20 protein-coding genes are annotated in these 20,098 nt (G+C 68.1%); 8 read left to right on the forward strand and 12 right to left on the reverse strand.

Annotation, left to right across the window (positions count from 1 at the left end; all coding sequences use genetic code 11):
• Positions 1-92: 92 nt before the first annotated feature.
• Positions 93-1,529, reverse strand: coding sequence for an aldehyde dehydrogenase family protein (locus CFB81_RS08825; RefSeq protein WP_089435358.1), 1,437 nt, complete (start codon positions 1,527-1,529; stop codon positions 93-95).
• 249 nt (positions 1,530-1,778) lie between these two features.
• On the opposite strand from CFB81_RS08825, the gene CFB81_RS08830 reads away from it, so the two are divergent.
• From CFB81_RS08830 to CFB81_RS08840, 3 genes are all read left to right on the forward strand, one after another.
• Complete coding sequence (locus CFB81_RS08830; protein ID WP_006488152.1) at positions 1,779-2,144, forward strand: hypothetical protein; 366 nt, start codon at positions 1,779-1,781, stop codon at positions 2,142-2,144.
• A 210-nt stretch (positions 2,145-2,354) separates the two neighbouring features.
• Positions 2,355-2,906: a hypothetical protein gene (locus CFB81_RS08835; protein WP_089435359.1), complete on the forward strand. Its 552-nt coding sequence runs from the start codon at positions 2,355-2,357 to the stop codon at positions 2,904-2,906.
• A 16-nt stretch (positions 2,907-2,922) separates the two neighbouring features.
• On the forward strand, positions 2,923-3,501 hold the full coding sequence (locus CFB81_RS08840; protein WP_089435096.1) for a polysaccharide deacetylase family protein: 579 nt from the start codon (positions 2,923-2,925) through the stop codon (positions 3,499-3,501).
• 12 nt (positions 3,502-3,513) lie between these two features.
• Here the strand turns inward: CFB81_RS08840 and CFB81_RS08845 are convergent, their stop codons facing one another.
• Positions 3,514-4,488, reverse strand: coding sequence for a phosphotransferase (locus CFB81_RS08845; protein WP_089435097.1), 975 nt, complete (start codon positions 4,486-4,488; stop codon positions 3,514-3,516).
• A gap of 25 nt (positions 4,489-4,513) precedes the next feature.
• On the opposite strand from CFB81_RS08845, the gene CFB81_RS08850 reads away from it, so the two are divergent.
• Positions 4,514-5,203: a cephalosporin hydroxylase family protein gene (locus CFB81_RS08850; RefSeq protein WP_069620809.1), complete on the forward strand. Its 690-nt coding sequence runs from the start codon at positions 4,514-4,516 to the stop codon at positions 5,201-5,203.
• Here the strand turns inward: CFB81_RS08850 and CFB81_RS08855 are convergent.
• From CFB81_RS08855 to CFB81_RS08880, 6 genes are all read right to left on the reverse strand, one after another.
• The gene (locus CFB81_RS08855) at positions 5,160-6,368 is read right to left on the reverse strand and encodes a glycosyltransferase (RefSeq protein WP_089435098.1); all 1,209 of its coding nucleotides are present in this window, start codon (positions 6,366-6,368) and stop codon (positions 5,160-5,162) included. The genes CFB81_RS08850 and CFB81_RS08855 overlap by 44 nt on opposite strands.
• A gap of 7 nt (positions 6,369-6,375) precedes the next feature.
• On the reverse strand, positions 6,376-7,443 hold the full coding sequence (locus CFB81_RS08860; RefSeq protein WP_089435099.1) for an asparagine synthase-related protein: 1,068 nt from the start codon (positions 7,441-7,443) through the stop codon (positions 6,376-6,378).
• Positions 7,440-8,318 carry a 4Fe-4S cluster-binding domain-containing protein gene (locus CFB81_RS08865; RefSeq protein WP_089435100.1) on the reverse strand — a complete coding sequence of 293 codons (879 nt, stop codon included), beginning with the start codon at positions 8,316-8,318 and terminating at the stop codon, positions 7,440-7,442. The genes CFB81_RS08860 and CFB81_RS08865 overlap by 4 nt, the downstream gene beginning before the upstream one ends.
• 1 nt (position 8,319) lies before the next feature.
• Positions 8,320-9,318, reverse strand: a complete 999-nt coding sequence (locus tag CFB81_RS08870) for a phosphotransferase enzyme family protein (protein ID WP_089435101.1) — start codon at positions 9,316-9,318, stop codon at positions 8,320-8,322.
• Positions 9,319-10,068: an FkbM family methyltransferase gene (locus tag CFB81_RS08875; protein ID WP_089435102.1), complete on the reverse strand. Its 750-nt coding sequence runs from the start codon at positions 10,066-10,068 to the stop codon at positions 9,319-9,321.
• Positions 10,069-10,302: 234 nt separating this feature from the next.
• Positions 10,303-11,895: an ABC-F family ATPase gene (locus CFB81_RS08880; protein ID WP_069620814.1), complete on the reverse strand. Its 1,593-nt coding sequence runs from the start codon at positions 11,893-11,895 to the stop codon at positions 10,303-10,305.
• A 170-nt stretch (positions 11,896-12,065) separates the two neighbouring features.
• Here CFB81_RS08880 and CFB81_RS08885 point away from each other — a divergent pair, with 170 nt between their 5' ends.
• Positions 12,066-12,518, forward strand: coding sequence for a lipocalin-like domain-containing protein (locus CFB81_RS08885; protein WP_069620815.1), 453 nt, complete (start codon positions 12,066-12,068; stop codon positions 12,516-12,518).
• A gap of 93 nt (positions 12,519-12,611) precedes the next feature.
• On the opposite strand, the gene CFB81_RS08890 is transcribed toward CFB81_RS08885, so the two are convergent.
• A complete protein-coding gene (locus CFB81_RS08890) occupies positions 12,612-14,900 on the reverse strand; it encodes an AsmA family protein (protein WP_089435103.1) in 2,289 nt (762 codons plus the stop codon).
• A 152-nt stretch (positions 14,901-15,052) separates the two neighbouring features.
• On the opposite strand from CFB81_RS08890, the gene CFB81_RS08895 reads away from it, so the two are divergent.
• Positions 15,053-15,754: an ATP-binding cassette domain-containing protein gene (locus CFB81_RS08895; RefSeq protein WP_069620817.1), complete on the forward strand. Its 702-nt coding sequence runs from the start codon at positions 15,053-15,055 to the stop codon at positions 15,752-15,754.
• Positions 15,751-16,554: an iron export ABC transporter permease subunit FetB gene (fetB, locus tag CFB81_RS08900; RefSeq protein ID WP_089435104.1), complete on the forward strand. Its 804-nt coding sequence runs from the start codon at positions 15,751-15,753 to the stop codon at positions 16,552-16,554. The genes CFB81_RS08895 and fetB overlap by 4 nt, the downstream gene beginning before the upstream one ends.
• Before the next feature lie 31 nt (positions 16,555-16,585).
• Here the strand turns inward: fetB and CFB81_RS08905 are convergent, their stop codons facing one another.
• The 3 genes from CFB81_RS08905 to CFB81_RS08915 all read right to left on the reverse strand — a co-directional run bounded on the left by CFB81_RS08905 (position 16,586) and on the right by CFB81_RS08915 (position 19,015).
• A complete protein-coding gene (locus tag CFB81_RS08905; protein WP_089435105.1) occupies positions 16,586-17,059 on the reverse strand; it encodes a PliI family lysozyme inhibitor of I-type lysozyme in 474 nt (157 codons plus the stop codon).
• Positions 17,060-17,283: 224 nt separating this feature from the next.
• Complete coding sequence (locus tag CFB81_RS08910; RefSeq protein ID WP_069620820.1) at positions 17,284-17,835, reverse strand: DUF6013 family protein; 552 nt, start codon at positions 17,833-17,835, stop codon at positions 17,284-17,286.
• Positions 17,836-17,998: 163 nt separating this feature from the next.
• Positions 17,999-19,015, reverse strand: a complete 1,017-nt coding sequence (locus CFB81_RS08915; RefSeq protein ID WP_069620821.1) for a zinc-binding alcohol dehydrogenase family protein — start codon at positions 19,013-19,015, stop codon at positions 17,999-18,001.
• A gap of 124 nt (positions 19,016-19,139) precedes the next feature.
• Between CFB81_RS08915 and CFB81_RS08920 the strand changes: the two genes are divergently transcribed.
• Positions 19,140-20,090 (forward strand): LysR family transcriptional regulator, encoded by a 951-nt coding sequence (locus tag CFB81_RS08920; protein WP_089435106.1) that lies wholly within the window; start codon positions 19,140-19,142, stop codon positions 20,088-20,090.
• Positions 20,091-20,098 lie beyond the last annotated feature (8 nt).

The raw sequence follows: 20,098 nt of genomic DNA on the forward strand, positions 1-20,098 counted from the left end.
ATGATCGACGATCCACCGCCGCGCACCTTGACGGCCGTCAACAAAAAACGGCACGCGAGCGTGCCGTTGCGCGGTCATACGGGAGAAAACGCTCAGGCCGGCTTCGCGGGCTTCAGCTGCATCGATTTGTATTCGAGGTATTCCTCGAGCCCGTACACGCCGTTCTCGCGGCCGTACCCCGACTGCTTGAAGCCGCCGAACGGCGCGGCGCCGTTCCACGCGCCGCCGTTGATGTCGACCTGCCCCGTGCGGATGCGGCGCGCGACGCGCATCGCGCGTTCGTCGCTGCCGGCCCACACCGCGCCGCCGAGCCCGTACGGCGAATCGTTCGCGATCCGCACGGCCTCCTCTTCGTCGCGATACGTGATGATCGACAGCACCGGCCCGAAGATCTCCTCCTGCGCGATCGTCGCTTTCGGATCGACGCGGCCGAACACGGTCGGCTTCACGAAGAAGCCCTTCTCGAGCCCTGCCGGCAACCCGGTGCCGCCCGTCACGAGTTCCGCCCCTTCGTCGATCCCGCGCTGGATGTACGCCTGCACGCGCTGCTGCTGCGCGGCCGACGCCAGCGCGCCGAGACGCGTCGTCTCCTGCCGCGGGTCGCCCGCGACGTACGTTTCGGCCGCGGCCTTCGCGATCTCGCGCGCTTCGTCGTAGCGGGCTTCCGGCACCAGCATCCGTGTATGCGCGGAGCAGGTCTGGCCCGCGTTCAGATAGCACGCGTTGACCGTGCCCTTCACCGCCGTCGCGAAATCGGCGTCGTCGAGGATCACCGACGCCGACTTGCCGCCCAGCTCCAGCGCGACGCGCTTGACGCCCGCGGCCGCCAGCTCGGCCACGCGCTTGCCCGCGCGCGTCGAGCCGGTGAACGACACCATGTCGACGTCCGGATCGGTGGCCAGCACCTCGCCGACGACCGGGCCATACCCGCACACGAGATTGAACACGCCGGCCGGCAGCCCGGCCTCGTGGATCGCTTCGGCGAGCATGAACGCGTTGAGCGGCGCGACTTCCGACGGCTTCAGCACCACCGTGCAGCCGGCCGCGAGCGCCGGCGCGACCTTCAGCGTGATCTGGTTGAGCGGGTAGTTCCACGGCGTGATCGCCGCGACGACGCCGACCGGCTCGCGCACCACGAGCGAATTGCCGACCCGCGCCTCGAATTCGAACGATTCGGCGAGCTTCGCGTACGCCTTCCAGTTATAGACCGGCCCGCCGACCTGGATCGCGCGCGACAGCTTGATCGGCATGCCGACCTCCCCGGTGATCGACTGCGCGAGTTCCTCGCTGCGCGCCTGCAGACGCTCGACGATCTTGCGCAGGTAGCCCGCGCGCGTCGCGGCCGGCGTGGCCGCCCACGCGTCGAAGGCCGCGCGCGCCGCGCGGATCGCGTCCTGCGCGTCGGATGCGACGCCCTCGGGAATCCGGCCGATCACGGCTTCGGTGCCCGAATCGATCACGTCGATCGTGCCGGCGCCGGCCGGTTTGCGCCATGCGCCGTCGATGTAGAACTGGTCGTAGATTTTCATCGTTTCCGCCTCCAGGGAAGCCGACATTCTAGCGAGCGTTTCGGCGGCTGGTGTGACGAATGACAGCCATCCGAAAGGACCGGCGCGCCGTCGCGCCGCGCACGGCCGGCGCCGCACGCTTCGGGCCGCCGTCACGTCAGCATCCGCCCGGGTGCGCGGCCGGGCCCGCATCGTGCTATGTTTTTAATATCGGCATCGGCCCGTCGCGGCCGGCGCCGCCCGGAATCGACGCACTTCGTGAGCGCTGCCATGTCCGACGCATCCCATACCCTCGGCTCGCAAGACCGCCTGGAGCTGCTTTGCTGGCTCACCTGCGGCAACCTCGGCGCGTTTTACCTGAACGAATCCTGGCCGGACGCCGCGTTCCAGGTCCAGGCCGCGCACCGGTGGCTCGACCGTCATCACCGCCAGGCCGACTGGCTCTCGGTCGCCCGGCTCGCGGCGCTCGCGCAGGACATCGCGAAGCGGCATGCGGGCTTCGTCGACGCGTCGTGGGCGCGCGACGCGGTCGAGGAAATCGTCGATACCGACGATCTCGACTATCGGGCCAAACTCGTGCAGTGGGTATACGAAGACTGCTGCAAGGCGCTCGCCGACAAGCGGCTGGCCGATTGAGCGGCACCGGCGCCGCCGGTGCGCGGGTCGCCGCATCGGCCGACGCGACGCCCTTTTCGCCGTGATAGCCGTGACGGCCGTGACGATTGCCGGGGTACGGTGCATGCGCGCTCCCCCGGCGCCGACACGCGCGAAGCGTCATAGAATCGCCGTCGCCGGCCGTTCGGCCGCTGCGGCCCGACCTCAATCTCGAACATGAAGGACACTCGCGTGGCGCTCGCCCATCGACCTCTGCTGATCGCCGGCGCATCGGCCGCGCTGACGGCCGGCGCCGCCGGTGCGGCGCTCGCAGCCACGGCGGCCGCGGCCTGTGCATCGCCCGCGTTCGACCGTTATCCGGCGCCGGCCGCCGCCGTCCGCGCGCCGCGCACACCGGCTGCCGCGCCTCGGCTCACCCGCAACGAAGCGCGCCTGTACCGCACCGTCATTCGCGACGCGTTCGCGCAACCGGCCAACTTTGCCGGTCACTACCGCGTCGCTATCTGGGGTTGCGGAACGGATTGCCGAAATTTCGCGATCGTCGACAAGGACACGGGCGCGACGTACACGATGCCCGGCGTGAAGGCCGTCTCGGGCGTGATGGGCAACGACGACGAGCGCGTCGGCTTCCGTGCCGGCAGCAGGCTGCTGATCGTCGCCGGCTGCTTCAACGACGATTGCGGCGGCGGCAACGCGAAAGCGGCCCGATTCTTCTACGAATGGACCGGCACCCGGCTGCGTCCGGCCGGCACGTGTCCGCTCGCCATCGAGCCGGTTCAGTGAACGGCCCGGGCGCCCCATGACATCCATTCACCTCAGTTTCGACGACGGCCCCGGCCCCTCGACGCCCGCGCTGCTCGACGTGCTGCGCGATGCGTCGTGCGCGGCGACCTTCTTCGTGCTCGGCAAGCACCTGCCGGGCGCGCGCGACGTCGCGACGCGAATCGCGCGCGAAGGCCACCGGCTCGGCAATCACACCTATTCGCATGCGAAGCCCGGCGCGCTCGCGGATGCCGCACTGATCGACGAAATCGACACGACCGATGCGCTGATTCGGGACGTCTATCGCCGCGCCGGCGTGGCCGCGCCGGACGCGATCCCGCTGCGGCTGCCGTATGGGTTGATGCCGCACGACGATCGCGCCGCCGTGCTCGCGCGCCTGCAACGCGATCACACGGGCTGGACCGCGATACTGGACGACTGGCAGCGGCCGGCGCCATCGCCGCAGGCGCTGTTCGACGCGATGTGCGCGCATGTCGACGCATGCATGGCGCAGCATCGCGACGTGCTGTTCTGCCTGCACGACGGATCGCGGCACGGCGACGCGCGGCCCGACACGGTCGAAGCCGTGCGGCTGTTCCTGAACCGGCAACGCTGACGCGACGGCCGGCTAGCCCGCGGGCGCCGCGCCGTTCAGCAACTGGCGCCAGCCGCCGAGGAATCCGATACCGGGCCCCGGCATCCACAGGCCACGCTGCGCGGCCTCGAGATGGATCAACGTCTGGTCCGCGCAGAACAGCATCATCAGCGTGTCGTGGTTGTCGCGCAGCCAATCGGGCGCCGTATCCGGCCGCGTCGCGGTATAAGCGTGCAGGCAGGCCGCCCATCGCCCGCGGTCGAACACGAAGCGGTCGTCCCGGTCCGCATCGCGCGATAGCGCGAACGACGCAAAGGCCGCCTCGAGCCATTGCGCCCCCTGCCCCACATCGTCGAAATCGAGCACGCCGTTCACCGCGTTGCCGACATACAGCAGGTTGCCCGCGTGATAGTCGCCGTGCAGCCAATGCACGAGCCCCGTGAGCCACGACGACGCCGCATCGAGATGTGCGCCGATCCGCCGGATCACCGTGTCGTAGTCGTCGTGCAAGTCGGCCGGCAGCGACGGCATCGCGCGCGCCGCCACGCGTGCATGACGTGCGGACAGCCACGCGAGCGGCGCCGCTTCGCTCGCAGGTATCGCGGCCAGCGCCGTATGCAGATGCGCGAGCGTGCGCATCGCATCGATCGCCCCCGCGTGCGGGTCGTCCGGCAGACCGGGACGGCCGTCGATATGCTCGAACAGATGCAGCCAGCCTCCGTCAGGCGTCTGCACGCCGGTTTGTGCATCGACGGTCGGCCGCAGTCGCGGCAGCGCGGGCAGCCGCGGCGCGGCGCGCACGTCGACGCGATGGCCAAGATGACCGAGTATCGACGCCTCGCACCGCATCTGCTCGACCGGCTTGCCGGCCCACGACACGCGCAGCACCGTCCGCCCCGCATCGCACTCGACGAGATAGGTTTTGTTAGTATGGCCCGACGCCAGCGCCTGCAGGCGCGCCGGGCCGATGTCCCAGTACCGGCGAAGCCACGGTTCCAGCGTTTTCACGTCACTCCTACTCGTTGCATTGACCATGTCAGAGCGTCCTTCGGCCCGCATGCGGGACATCAACATCGAATGGCTGACGCGCGCCGCCGAATTCGGCCATCTGTTCCAGACCCGCTGGCTCGGCGAGCGCTTCTTCCATCTGCCCGGCGACATGCTCGCGCTCCAGGAACTGATCTGGCGCGAGCGCCCCGACTGCATCGTGCAGACCGGCATCGCGGCGGGCGGCGGCGTGGCGTTCACCGCGTCGATGCTGGAACTGGCGGGCAACGAGGGCCGCGTCGTCGCGATCGAACCGCGCTTGCGCGACGAGGTCCGCCAGCGCCTGCACTCGCACCGGCTCGCCCATCGCATGGTGCTGATCGAAGGCGAATCGTGCGCGGCCGATACGCTCGCCTCGGTGCGTGCGCAGATCCACGACGGCGCGCGCGTGATGGCGATCCTCGATCTCACGCATACGCACGCGCACGTGCTGCGCGAACTCGAATGCTATGCGCCGTTCGTGACGCCCGGCAGCTACGCGATCGTTATGGACACCATCATGGAGTACCTGCCCGAGTCGATGTTCGACGGCAAGCCGTACGGCCGCGGCAACAATCCGGCCACGGCCACACGCGAATTTCTCGCCCGCGACGACCGGTTCGACATCGACCACGACATCGAGGACCGCGTACTCATGACGCTGTCGCCAGGCGGCTTCCTGAAGCGAGTGCGCTGATCAGGCGGGCGGCTTGCGCGGAGCCGTCGCACGCGGCATAGCTGTCGCGGATCCGCGCCGCCTGCTCGCGTAGCGATCCGGGACGCAGCAAGCGTTCGAGCGCATCGGTAATGGCCGCGACGCCGGCCTGCTGCAGATCGAGCACGCAGCCCGCGCCGGCCCGCTCGACGAAGTGCGCCGAATGAAACTGGTCGTTGCAGAACGGCGACAGCAGCATCGGCACGCCACACGCCAGCGACTCCATCACCGAATTCGCGCCGCCGTGGCTGACGAACGCGCGCGTGCGCCGCAGCAGCGCCAGTTGCGGCACGTAACGCACGGCGATCACGCGTTCGTCGTCGGCCGGCAGCAGATCCGAATCGACCAGTTCGCCGACCGACAGCACCAGTTGCGCGGACGTCGCACCCGTCGCGTCGATGACCTTCGCGAACACCTCGGGGTGGTAGTAAAGCTGGCTGCCGAGCGACATGTAGACGAGCGGACGATCCGCGTCCAGGCGCTCCCATGGAAATGCCGTCTCGTCGCCGCGCGGGCCCGACGGCATCGCAGGGCCGACCAGCTCTACACCGCGCGGCGGCGCGCCGACCAGCGCGTCGGTCGTGAACGCGAGCGTCAGATGCGGCGACAGGATGTCGCAACCGCGAAAGCGTGCGTCGAGGCCGTAGCGCGCGAACAGGCGCGTGCGTTCCGGTTCGAGCCAGCGCACCGTGCGCAGCAGTTCCGAATCGAGATCGTCCGGCAGCACCGGATTCAGCGAATTCGACATCGACACCCACGGCAGCCCTTCCAGCTCGGCCGCAATCGCCGCCGCATACAGCAGCGGGTCGATCACGACCACGTCGGGCTGCCATTCGCGCAGCACCGCGCGGATGCCATCCACCTGTGCGGGCGCGAGGTCGATCAGCAACGTGCGGATCCAGTGCCGCAGCCAGTCGGCGTCGCGAATGTTCGCGGCGAAGCTCGCACCGCGCGACAGATCGTGGCGCTCGGGCGTCTCGCGCGGCCCGACGAACGCGAAGTCGCCGGCGCCGTCGAGCTGTGCGCTGATGTCGGCCGGCGCATAGAACGCGACGTCGCAGCCGGTCGCGCGCAGGTGCTGGGCCGGGCCGATGCACGGATTGACGTGGCCCTTCTCGGGCACCACGCAGAACAGGATGCGTCTCATGAGCGGCTCAGACCGGGCGATGCGCGGCATCGGGATGAAGGCGATCGAGATGATCGAGGATCAGTGTCAGCGTCGTCCACAGCACGCGTTCGGTATCCGTCTGCAAAGCGGGCGCGGCAAGGCCGAGCGCGTCGGCCAGCGCATGCGTGCGGTCGCGATCGAGCAGCGTCGCGAGATCCATCGCCGGCGCGAGCCGCCCGCGCTTCGGGCCGTGCACGAGACGCTCCGGCAGGTTCAGGCGCGCCCCGAGCTCGCGCAGGCACTGCTTGTTCGGGTCGGGCGCCATGCTCGTCAGATGCGCGACGACGGCGGCGTCGACGAACGGCGGATGCAGATCGACCGACGCGGCGTCGAACAACGCGTGGCACAGCGGCAGATAGTTGGCCGACCGGTCGCGGCGCAACACCTGGTCCGCGCCGTCGCCGGTAATCGCCACCTCGACGCCGTCCGCCGCCATCGCGTCGGCCAGCAGCAGCTTCGCGACCGGATGCAGGTTGAACATCGGCTCCTCGACCGCGTGGGTCGTCCTCGGCAGCGCCGCGATGAAATCGGCCTCGTTCGCGCGCACGATCTTCACGTTCGCCTGCATCTGCGCGGCGAGTTCGAGCGCCGCGTCGCGTTCGCAGTAATCGGGCATGTCGGTCGCGAGGACGTAGGCCGTCACGTGCCGCAATGCGCCGAGTTCGCGCAGCAACGCGAGCAGCAGCGCCGAATCGAGCCCGCCGCTCAGCGCCAGCGCGACGCGCTTGCCGCTGTCGAGCGCGCGTTGCAGCGACGCGCGCAGCACGGCGTCGAGATCGGCCTGCTGCGGCCGCTCGGGCGCCCCCTGCACCGTCAGCCCTTCCGGCGATCGGATCAGTGCGTGGCCGGGCGGCACCGCGAGCACGTCGCACAGCACGGTGCGGCCGATGAGGCGCCCGCCGCTCAGGTAGCCCGCGATGGCGGCCGTGTCCGGCGCGCCGGCCGGTTGCCCCGACGCCCGCAATACCGCGCGGATGCCGGACGCCGACACGCCGCTGCGCGGATGGTAGTGCAGACGATCGAAACCGAACGGGTCGCGCGTGCCGACGATCATGGATAACGAGCCTTCAAGGTATTCACTTCAATGCGTTTCAGGATGCGATGCGGCGCCACCGGCGCGCTGCCGCCCTGGCAATGCAGGCAGGCTTCGAGCGGCGTCTCGCGTTGCAGATAGGCGAGCATCGCGTCGAGCATGCCCGCGTCGTCGCGCAACGCCAGGCCGTCGGCCTGAAAATCCTTCTCGCCCTTGTACAGCGTATGGAAATGCGCGGGGCGCGTGCACGTGTAGAACATGCCGTCGCGAATCATATGGCAGCGCTCGCGGATCCAGCAATCGTGATACAGGCGCCGGGCTTCATCGCGATCCGTGCCGGGCTGCGCACGGTTCATCGTCGTGAATACGTCCTGGACCTTCCAGTTCAGCCGTACGTCGAAGCGCGCGGCCTGACGCTCGACATGCGTGATCAGGTCGGCGGAAAGCGCGGGCTTCGGATAGCGCGAGATCGTCAGTGCATCCACTGCTTGCCAGAACGCGTCGGGCATCTCGCCGAGCTTCAGCCCGTTCGTCGTGACCGAGATCACGGGCGCGATGCCGGTGCCGCGCACGCGTTGGACGAGTTCGACGAGCGCCGGATGCAGCAACGGTTCGCCGCCGACCAGCTTGAACATGCGCGGACGCAACACCTTCGCCGCCTTGCGCAGATCGGCTTCGATCGATTCGGGGCTCGCGTACCACTCCGGCAACAGCGGCGACAGCGAGCAGCATTCCGCGCAGGTCAGGTTGCAGTGATCGACGATATGCGCTTCCAGCGAGCGCGTCTGGACGCGCCCGTCCTCGACGCGGTAATCGCGATCCAGCGGCGGCGGAAACACATGCTGCCGCGCGCCGGCTCGCGACGGATTCGGGGTCTCGTTCGGATTCGCACTCACATCAGTGCCCTGTTTCCACGCAACGGGAAAAGAAATCGATCAGACGGCCGCGCGCGTCCACCATCGCGGATGCCATCGTCACCGCGCCGTTCAGGTGCGACGCGAAGCGCGACGGATCGTCGAGCCAGCCTTGCACGATCCACAGCTTGAGCGCGTGCTGCACGCATGCGGCATCGACCGCCCACGCGATGTGCGCCGGGTTCACCGGCCGCACGCGCCGGTACGCACGCACGAACGCTTGCGCGAGGCGCGGCGCTTCCAGCGGCAAATGATTCAGGCAGCGCACCAGTTCATATTCGCGTGGCGCGGCGATCGACGCTTCCCAGTCGACGATCAGCGGCGGCAGCGTGCCCGTGAACAGATAGTTGAACTGGTTGTAGTCGTTGTGGATCGGATGCTGCGGATCGTCGGCCGGAAACGCATCGATGCTGCCCGGATAGTAGCGGTCGAGCATGCGCAGCGCGAGATCGACATAGCGGCGCAGGTTCGTGGAGGCGGCGGCGCTCGCATCGGCTCCATCGAGTGCATCCAGCAGACTGCGGCGTACCGCATCCGCGTCGATCGAGGTCAGCCGCGCGCGGATCGTATCGAGCGACGGCAGTTGCAATCGTTCGAGACTCAGGTGCAACGCGGCCAGGCTCGCGCCGAGCGCGTCCCATTCGGTTGGTGAAAAGGTATCGTAGGTTTTGAATTGCCCGGCTTCCCAGCGCGTCAGCATCGCATGCGAATGCTGCCCCGACCACAGCGACGCACCGGACGTCGTGCGCTCGAGCGTCTGCACATGGAAACGCGTATCGCCATGCGTTTCCAGATGCGCGAGGACAGCGGCTTCCTTGACCGCACGCGCATGGTGTTCAAGCGCATAGAGCTTGACCGCCACACCCGCGCCGCCGTCGGCCGGCAGATGCCACACCCGTTCGCTGACCTGCGTCGGCGGCCCGCCGCGACCGAGCCCGTAGGCGTCGCGAATCTCGTCGAAGGTGACGGCGAGCGCATCCATTCAGATGTGCTCGGCCGGCCCATGCCGATACGGATGACCGGTCAGGAACGTGTTGTGTCCGACGTAGCGCAGCTTGTACATCGCCGGCCGGAACAACACCGACGGATCGTTGTTCGCGATGCCGAGCAGCGGGTACAGGTCGTGCCGCACGAAAAACGCGTTGTTTCCCATGTCGTCGCAGCAGACGAGTTCATAGCCTTTCTGGCGGCCGAGGTGCACGAGCGATTCGAGGCTCGCGCCGTAATAGGTCGAGCCGTCCCATTCGTGGTCGGGATTGAAGCACATGACCCAACGCTCGGGCGGCGTGTAGTACGGGTTGTATTCGATCACGACGATGCGCGGCTGGAACGCTTGCAGCCCACGCCACACCCAGTAGTCGTTGCCGTCGATGTCGATCGACAGCAGGTCGAAGTCGGTCGGTACGTTCGCATCGGCGAGCAGTTGATCGACCGTATCGGGTTGGATGCGATCGTGGCGCAGCCGGACACGCTCCGCGCCCGCGTAATGGGCGGCAAGCTTGCCGAAGCGGTATGCGCTGCCTTCGACGAGTACGCCTGCCCAATCCTGTTCGCGCAGCAGCCGCGCGGTGTTGCTGTTGCGCAGGCCGTCGCTCGCGCCGATATCGACGCAGAAACGGTTGGTCGGCGCGATCCGCTCCATCAGGCGCGACAGGATGCCCTCCTCGGTGCCTTGCGCGTACAGGCTGGGCGCAAGGCCGGACAGGTCGAGCGGGAGAGGATGGTCCTGCATCGAGGGCGGCTCCGGAGACGAAATGGGGAATGATGGGTGGCGTTGGGTGGGTAATTTACCTGAAGTCGATTAAGCAGAGGAAACTGGAGTGCGCGGCGCGGCCGGTTTTGCCGCGGGAAAATGAAAAAGCCCGCATCGACATTGCTGTCGATGCGGGCTTTTAGCGCTGCTGGCGGTTCGCTCCGCGCGGTGATGCCTAAATTGGACCCACGACCGGAGAAAACCTCAGGGTACTTACTCCTGCCCCTGACTCGCCAGGAATTCCTCATAATTCCCGCCGAAGTCGAACAGTGTCCCGTCCGTCTTCACTTCGATGATCCGGTTCGCCAGCCCGCTCACGAACTCACGGTCGTGCGACACGAAAATCAGCGTGCCTTCGAACTGCTCGAGCGCGATCTGCAGCGACTCGATCGATTCCATGTCCATGTGGTTGGTCGGCTCGTCCATCAGCAGCACGTTGTGGCGGCCGAGCATCAGCTTGCCCCAGATCATGCGGCCCTTCTCGCCGCCCGACAGCACCTTCACCGACTTCCTGATGTCGTCCGACGAGAACAGCAGGCGGCCCAGCGTGCCGCGCACCATCGTTTCGTCGTCGCCGTCCTTGCGGTACTGGTCGATCCAGTCCATCAGCGTGATGTCGTTCGGGAATTCCTCGTACGTGTCCTGCGGCATGTAGCCGACGTTCGCGTTCTCGGACCACTTCACCGTACCGTGATCGAGCGGCAGCGCGCCGAGCAGCGAACGCAGCAGCGTCGTCTTGCCCGCACCGTTCTCGCCGATGATCGCGATGCGCTCGCCCGGCTGCACCGACAGGTTGAAGTTCTGGAAGATCGTGCGCTCGTACTTCTTCGTGATCTCTTCGGCGACCACCGCGACGTTGTGCAGCTTCTTGTCGAACTCGAAACGGATGAACGGGTTCTGGCGCGACGACGGCTTGAATTCCTCGATCTTGATCTTGTCGATCTGCTTCGCGCGGCTGGTGGCCTGGCGCGCCTTCGACTTGTTCGCCGAGAAGCGGCGCACGAAGTCCTGCAGTTCGGCCACGCGTTCCTTGGCACGCGTATTCGCCGCAGCCTGGCGCTCGCGCGCCTGTGCCGATGCGAGCATGTAGTCGTCGTAGTTGCCCGGCCAGACCTTCAGCGTGCCGAAGTCCATGTCGGCCATGTGCGTGCACACCGAGTTCAGGAAGTGACGATCGTGCGAGATGATGATCATCGTCGAGTTGTACTCGTTGAGCGTCTGCTCGAGCCAACGGATCGAGTTGATGTCGAGGTTGTTGGTCGGTTCGTCGAGCAGCAGCACGTCCGGCTTCGAGAACAGCGCCTGCGCGAGCAGCACGCGCAGCTTCCAGCCCGGCGCGACGTCGGCCATCGTGCCGTTGTGGAACTTCTCCTCGATGCCGATGCCGAGCAGCAGCGCACCCGCGCGCGCTTCGGCGTCGTAGCCGCCGTATTCGGCGAACTTGCCTTCGAGCTCGGCCGCGTGCATGTAATCGTCGTCGGTGGCTTCCGGGTTCGCGTAGATCGCGTCACGCTCGGTCATCGCGGCCCACATCTCGGTGTGGCCCATCATCACGACGTCGAGCACGCGCACGTCTTCGTACGCGAACTGGTCCTGGCGCAGCTTGCCGAGGCGGACGTTCGGCTCCAGCGCGACGTTGCCGGCGCTCGGCTCGAGGTCGCCGCCGAGGATCTTCATGAAGGTCGACTTGCCACAGCCGTTCGCGCCGATCAGACCATAGCGGTTGCCCTCGCCGAATTTGACCGAGATATTCTCGAACAAGGGCTTCGGCCCGAATTGCATCGTGATGTTGGCAGTAGAAAGCACGGCAGGTCCCGTTAAGAGAGAAATCGACGGAAAACCGTGTATTTTAGCAGGTGTCGGAGAAACTGCCGACCGCCCCGCCCCGACGGCCTATTCGCGGCTCTCACGCCCGCCGCCGGGCGGCCCGTCAACATGACGGCACGCGCGTCACCGCCGTCTCACCGGAGCCCCGCATGCTCGCCAGCCAGCTTCGCGAACAACTCGTCGGCGCATGGCGCCTCGTGTCGTACGAAATCCGCCCGCGCGACGGCAGCACCGTCACCTATCCGCTCGGCCGCGACGCGCGCGGCTGGATCCTCTACACGCCCGACGGCTACATGTCCGCGCAGCTGATGGCGGCCGGCCGCCCGCCCTACGCGGACGGCGACCTGCAGGGCGGCAGCGTCGAGGAGCGCGCGGCCGCGGCGCACGGCTACATCGCGTATTCAGGCCCCTTCAACGTCGACGACGACGGCACGTTGACCCATGAAATGGACGTCAGCCTGTATCCGAACTGGATCGGCAACGTCCAGCAGCGTGTCGTCAGCCTGGACGGCGACCGGCTGCAGCTCGGCACCGCAGAACCGGTGCGGATCGCCGGCCGGGAGGTCGAACCGGTGATCGTCTGGGCACGCGCGCGCCGCTGAGCGCGCCGGCAGCGCAGCGCGGCCGGCGCTCAGCGGGGCGCGGCAACGACGCCGAGGCCGCACGGTGGCGCATGCCGCTCCCGCAATTGCGCGTCACTTGCCGGCCTTCGCCGCCCCCTTCTGCGCCGCCTTGGCCTTCAGCTGGCCGAACAGTTCGGAGCACGGCACGTCGCGGTTGTTGCTCGGCGCGATCAGCGGGATCAGCGCCGCGAACGGGTTGATCAGCCCGAGTCCGACCATCGCGCCGGCGCGCAGCGCGAGCGCGCCCGCATCGACGCCGACCTTCGGGTTCTTGAACGTGCCCTTCGCATACAACGGCGAGCGCAGCGAGAAGATCCGGAAGCCCTTCGTGTGCGGATGGATCTTCAGGTCGATTGATTCGTCGCGCAGGTTGATCGGGCCGTCGACGTTGATCAGCGCATCGTCGGTATCGAGCGCGAACACCTTCGGGTCGAGCATGCCGTCGGTCGCCACGAAGTCGATCGCCGCGCAGTTGATGTTGACGTCGCGGTTGCCGAACAGCTTCTCGTAGACGACGTTCGCGACGTTCAACCCCGCAGCCTCCATCAGCAAGCGGCTGATGCGGCCGTTGGTGATCAGCGCCTTCACTTCGCCGGTCGACGTCGCCGCGAGCGCGGCCGGCGAATTGCCCGTCGCCGACAGCGACGCATCGCCGTTGATTTCGCCGAGGGCCGTCTGCATCACCTTCTGCGTCGGGAACAGCTGCTTGAGCTTCAGATGCCGCGCGGCCAGCGTGAAGCGGCCCTTGAGCGGCGTGCGGCTGCCGTCGAGATGCGCATTCGTCGCGAGCGTGCCGCCCGCGACGCCGAACTGCAGCGGCTCGAGCGTCAGCACGCCGTCCTGCAGCAGGATATGCGTGTACAGGTCGGTGATCGGCAACTGCGGGCTCTTGATCAGCTTGCGGCCGGTGAACTTCACGTCCGCATCGATCGCGCTCCACCGTTCGGTGCGGAACGCCGCGACCGGCAGCACGCGGTCCGGCGGCTGGCGCGTCGTGTCGCCGCGCTTCTTCTTGCTCGCGGCCGAGTCGGCGCCGATCACCGGCGCGAGGTCAGAGAATTGCAGCAGGTTCGACACGAGCTCGCCCGACAGCTTCGGACGCGGCACGCGCTGCGCCCAGGTGAGCGTGCCGTGGAGATCGCTGCCGCCGACGCGGCCGTTGAAGTTCTCGTAGCGGAACGTGCTCGCGTTCTGCCTGAAGTTGCCGATCAGGCGCCCTTCGGTCGCGTAAGGCGGCGTATCGGGCAGCGTGATGCCGGTGAGCTGGTAAAGGTGCGACATCGACGTGCCCTGCAGCCACAGTCGCAGGTCGAGCGCCGCGAGATGCCTCGGGTCGGTCAGCGTGCCGACGATCGCGAGCCGCGTATCGCCGGCCTTCACGTCGGCCTGCAGCGGGAACGGCCGCGTCGTGTCCTGGATCGCGAGCACGCCGCCGACCTTTCCGGTGCCGCTGACCGGCACGTTCTTGTAGCGGCCGTCGACCTTCAGCCCGAACGCATAGGTCGGGCCGGACGGCTTCGCGGGCGCCGCGGCTCCGCTCGCGCCGGACGCGGCAGCGGCCGCCGACGCGGAAGAAGCGGACGAACCCGACGATGCGGAAGCCCCCGCCGCAACGGCACTCGCCGCCGGCGCACCCGAAGCCGCAGCCGCACTCGCCCCCGATGCCCCCGACGCGGCTTGCGCATCGGCCTTCGCGCCCAGTTGCGCGGCGCCGTGCTTGCCGACGCGCTGCGCCGACGCCGCACGCGACGTCTGCTCCTGTTCCTTCAACACGTCGCCGAGCGGAATCGGCTGGCCGAGCGTATCGATCGCGACGGTCAGGTCGGCTTTCGTGATGGCGTCGCGGTACGTGACGGTGCCTTTCGCGAACCCGAAGCTGTCGAGCCGCACCTTCCACCGCGAAGGCTGCGACGATTGCTTGAACTGGAAGGTCCACGTATTGCTGCCGTCCGCGCGCCGCTCGAGATCGACGGCAGGATTGACGACGTCGATCGAAGGGATGACGATTTCATGCGCCAGCAGCGGCAGGAGCGCGAGATCGAAGTGCGCGGCATCGAGCGTGACGAACTTGGGCGCCTGCGCCCAGTCGGGATTGCCGATCTCGAGTTGCGTGGCCGAGAAGCTCGGCCAGGGTACCCATGCACGCCAGCCGGTCTCGCCCTCGGGACGACGCCAGCCGACCTTGAGATCGCCGTTGATCGCAAACGGGCGACCGAGCGCGGTACTCACCTGTTCGTTGACCCACGGTTTCGCGCGGTTCCAGTCGAACGTGAAGATAAAGATGCCGGCCGCCGCGATGAGCACCGCGACGATACCGACGATCCATGCAGCCGATTTGCCGATGGCTCGGGTTAGCGTCATGGCGGTTCCGTTGTTGTTCTGAAGCGTTGCCGCACCATGCCGGGCCGCTTGCGTGGACGAACGGCGCACGACAACTGCGGCTTTTCAATCGGTATTATGGCGCACGAGATGGCGGCCTTTCGGCGCCATTAACGCTTTTTTTCACTTTTGACATGACCTCGCCCACCGGCCTCATCGACGCACAGCACATCACGCGGCGCGACGCCAGCAGCGGCAAGACGCTGCTCGCCCCGACCGATTTCAGCCTCGCCGCGGGATCGCGAATTGCTATCACCGGACCATCCGGGTCGGGCAAGAGCGTGCTGCTGCGCGCGCTCGCGCTGCTCGATCCGCTCGACGGCGGCCACCTCCTGTGGCGCGGCCGCCGGATCCGGCGCAGCGCGATTCCGCGCTACCGGCGCAGCATCGCCTATGTCCGCCAGCGCCCCGCGCAGATGGACGGCAGCGTCGAATCGCAATTGCGCTACCCGTACTCGCTCGCGATCTATCGCGACGTGGCGTTCGATCGCGCCCGCGCCGAAGCGCTCGCCGCGCAGGCCGGCCGCGGCGCCGATTTTCTCGACAAGCGCGCGAGCGATCTGTCCGGCGGCGAAGCGCAGATTACCGCGCTGCTGCGCGTGCTGCAGCTCGATCCGGACGTGCTGCTGCTCGACGAGCCGACCTCCGCGCTCGATCCCGAATCGGCGCGCGCGATCGAAGCGCTCGTCGGTGCGTGGTTCGACGCGGCGCCCGATGCCCGCGCCTACATGTGGATCTCGCACGATCCGGCCCAGGCCGCGCGGATCGGCACGATGCGGCTCGTGATGCAGGCCGGCGTGCTGCACGCGGCCGCCCCGACGGAGGCTGCGCAATGAGCCCGGCACTGCAGGACTTGAGCCTCGTCGACGTTGGCATCGCCGCCGCGCTCGTCGCCGTCAACGGCGCGATCTCGGCGGCGCTGTCGCTCGGCCTCGGCCGCAAGCTCGCGCTCGCGGCGGTACGCACCGTCGTGCAGTTGCTCGCGATCGGCTACGTGCTCGGCTGGGTGTTCGGCCATCCGCACTGGTACGTCGTGCTGCCGCTCACCGCGCTGATGACACTGATCGCCGGTTTCGCCGGCGCGGGACGCGGCAAGCGCACGTACCGCGGCCAGCGCATCGACAGCATCGCGTCGATCTGGTTCAGCAGCTGGTTCGTCGCGGCGGTCGGGCTGTTCGTCGTGATCCGCATCCATCCGTGGTTCGCGCCGCAATACGCGATTCCGATCCTCGGGATGATTCTCGGCAATACGCTGACGGGCGTGTCGCTCGGCGTCGAGCGGATGATGGAAGAACTCACGGCGCGCCGCGATCGCGTCGAGACCGCCCTCGCGCTGGGCGCGACGCGCTGGGAAGCCGCGCAGGACGCCGCGCGCCAGGCCGTGCGCGCCGGCATGCTGCCGACGCTGAACCAGATGGCGGTGGTCGGCGTCGTGAGCCTGCCGGGCATGATGACGGGCCAGGTGCTGGCCGGCCAGTCGCCGCTGCAGGCCGTACGCTACCAGATCGTGATCATGTTCCTGATCGCGGCGGCCTCCGCGCTCGGCACCGTCGGCGCGGTGCTGATGACCTATCGCCGGCTGTTCTCGGCCGATCACCGCTTTCTCGCGGCACGGCTCGAAGAGCGCACGCACTGACGCGCGGCGGCACATCGGGCGATCGGCGCGATCAGTGCGCGCCGCGTCGCTTGCCGATTGCCTGCCGAAGGGCGGCCGCGATATCCGCGTCGGGCGCGAGCCCGTCGACCGATGCGACGAGCCGCACCGCGCGCGCCGTCGACACATAGGCCTGCGCGCCGACGTAGCCGCCGCTGCCGGCCGAGCGCGTGGTCACGACGAGCGCCTGCGGCGCGCGTACGCCGAGGTTGGCCGTGTACGCATCGGCGACCGTGCCGTCGCGCGCATGCAGCGTGCCGGTCACGTAATCGTCGGTATCGAAGCCCGGGGCGGCATGCGCGGTCGAATACACGCGCACCGCGTAGCTGCCGGTCGAGCACGGTTCGAGTGCGCCGCTCGACACCACGGCCACCTGCTGTCGCGACGGCAGGCCGACCTTCTTCACGAAACTGCACTCGTCGGCCGCATGAACGTGCGCGGCGACGAACGCGATGGCGGACAGCAACGCACGCATTCGAAGTTTCATCGCGGTGTCGTGACGGAAAGGAAAGGATGCGGGCGAGCATAACGTGACATCCGCATGACGTCACGCATCGCCTTTGCACGGTCGGCGCACCGCGCCGCGAAGCAGATGGCGAAAACGCACGGCAACGGCGGCGCGGCACGACCTGCTCGCGTGACGTCCTGCTCGCTCCGCCGATCGAACCGGTTGCGCGCGCACCGGACGAAACGCCGGCCCGCGCGCGCCGCTCAGTGCTTGATCGACACCGTTACCTTGGTGCCGTCGCTCATCGTCACGGACTTGGACCCGCCGTTGGTCGGAAGCGACACCCACTTCACCTGGCTCACCGACACGACGTCCGGACACTGCAGCGACTTGCCGCCGGCCGTCACGCTGCGCGTGCCCTTCGGCGCGGCTGCCTGGAAGCTCAACTGCACGTTGGCGACACCCTTCGCGTCGACCGACGGCGCGAGCCGCACCTGGGTCTGCCGCACCATCGCGCCGTTCGCGTCGCGCGGCAGATTGTCGGCGTTCGGGCAGCCGTCCGGCATCGCGACCGCGCCGCTCGGCGGCACCGACTTCCAGTTGAAATCGTCCGTCTCGCCCGAGCGGATCTTGCGGGTCTCCTGCGCATTGCCGAAGGTCTTCGAGTCGACCTTGACGGTGTATTCGAGCTGTCCCGTACCGCCGCCCTTCAGGCTGCCCTTGACCGGCGGCGCCGCGAATACGCTCGCGCTGACGCACGCCGCCGCGAACACGACCGACCACGATGCGGCGACCGACAAGCTGCGTTGGCTCATGCTGACCTCCTTGTCATGCGGCGGCACGCGCGTGCCGCGCGGTTTTAGATGCATGATGCGTTGCCAGTCTACCGCCAAGCGGGATGCAATGCGCCGCGAACGCATCGGGTGTTACCCCGCTTGCGTTCGCGGCGCCGCCACCTTATTGACGCGCGCTGCCGGCTCAGAAACCGCTCAGCACGAGCTTGCCGATCGCGCGCCCGCCCTCGAGCATCCGGTGCGCGCGCCGCACGTTCTCGGCATTGATCGTGCCGAGCTGTTCGCCGAGCGTCGTGCGCAGCGTGCCGCCGTCGACGAGCCGCGCGACCTCGCTCAGGATCTTGTGCTGCTCGATCATGTCCGGCGTCTCGAACATCGCACGCGTGAACATGAACTCCCAGTGAAATGCGGCGCTCTTCGCCTTCAGCAATTCGACCGGCACCGGCTTCGCGTTCTCGACGATCGTGCAAATGCCGCCCTGCGGCCGGATGACTTCCGCCGCGGCCGGGAAATGATGGTCGGTGTCGTTGAAGATCAGCACGTAGTCGACGCTCGGATGGCCGGCCTCGCGCAACTGCGCCGGCAGGTCGCCGAAATGGTCGACCACCGCATCCGCGCCGAGCGTGCGCACCCATTCGGCCGATGCCGGCCGCGACGCGGTCGCGATCACGTGCAGCTTGCCGAGCGTCTTCGCGAGCTGGATCGCGATCGAGCCCACGCCGCCCGCGCCGCCGATGATCAGCACCGACTTGCCGGCGTCCGCGCCCTGCGGCGACACGCGCAACCGGTCGAACAGCGCTTCCCACGCGGTCAGCGCGGTGAGCGGCAGCGCGGCCGCCGCCGCGAAGTCGAGCGTGCGCGGCTTCAGCGCGGCGATCCGCTCGTCGACCGCGTGGAATTCGCTGTTCGCGCCGGGCCGCGTAATGCTGCCCGCATAGAACACTTCGTCGCCGGGCCGGAACAGCGTGACGTCGGCGCCGACCGCGACGACCGTGCCGGCCGCATCCCAGCCGAGCACGCGCGGCGTCTCCTCGACCTGCGGCTTCGGCGCACGCACCTTGGTGTCGACCGGGTTCACGGAAATCGCGTCGACTTTCACGAGCAGATCGCGCGGGCCCGGCACGGGCTGCGGCAGCTCGACATCGAGCAACGCTTGCGGGTCGTCGATCGGCAGATAACGGGTCAATCCAACGGCTTTCATCTCGATACTCCTTTCAGGGAATCCGGCAGGCTGCGGCGCAACCTCCATGCGTGCCATCGTAGGCAACCCGATCATTCGAGAAAACCGCTATATTTCCTGAAACATTTTCAGGAATTTCAGAATAATGACGTCTGGTCCCAGCCCGGATCCCATTCCCGCGCCCGACAAGCCGCTCGACCTGCTCGACGTCGCGCTGTTCGTGCGCGCGGCGCTGCTCGCGAACGTCAGCGCGGCCGGACGCGAATTCGGCGTGTCGGCCGCGGTCGCGAGCGCGCGCATCGCGCAGCTCGAACGCCAGCTCGGCGCGCGGCTGCTGCACCGCACCACGCGCCGCATCAGCCTCACGCAGGACGGCGAAATCTTCATGGCGCGCGCCGACGCGCTGCTGACCGCGGCCGACGCCGCGCGCGCGTCGGTCGGCCGCGGTCGCAGCGAGCCGTACGGGCGGCTGAAGGTGTCGATGTCGTCGTCGTTCGGCCGCCAGCACGTCGCGCCGGTGATTCCGGCGTTCCTGCGCCGCTACCCGTCCGTGTCGCTCGATCTGCGGCTGTCCGACGAGATCGTCGATCTGGTCGACGACGGCTACGACGTCGCGATCCGCCTCGGCGCGCTGAAGGATTCGACGCTCGTCGCCCGCAAGCTCGCCACCAACCGCCGCGTGCTGTGCTGCTCGCCCGCCTATCTCGCCGAACGCGGCATGCCGCGCCATCCGGCCGACCTGACGCAGCACGAGTGCGTGATCCTCGGCGACCAGCGCGACTGGTCGTTCGCGACGCCGCAGGGCCCGCTCACGGTGCGGGTCGGCGGCCGGCTCGTCGCGAGCAACGGCGAGGCGATCCGCGAAGCGCTCGTCGACGGCTTCGGGATCGCGATCAAGTCGACCTGGGACGTCGGCCCGCTGCTCGCGAGCGGCGCGCTCGTCACGGTGCTCGACGACTACCCGTTCGCGGACGACGTCGCGATCTGGGCCGTCTATCCGAGCCGCGCGCACGTGCCGCTGAAAACGCTCGCGTTCATCGCGTTCCTGGCCGAGCACTTCGGCGATCCGCCGTACTGGGATCGCGCAAACGGGTGACCACCGCC

The organism is Burkholderia sp. AU28863, assembly GCF_002223195.1.
In the GTDB taxonomy this organism is placed as follows: domain Bacteria; phylum Pseudomonadota; class Gammaproteobacteria; order Burkholderiales; family Burkholderiaceae; genus Burkholderia; species Burkholderia sola.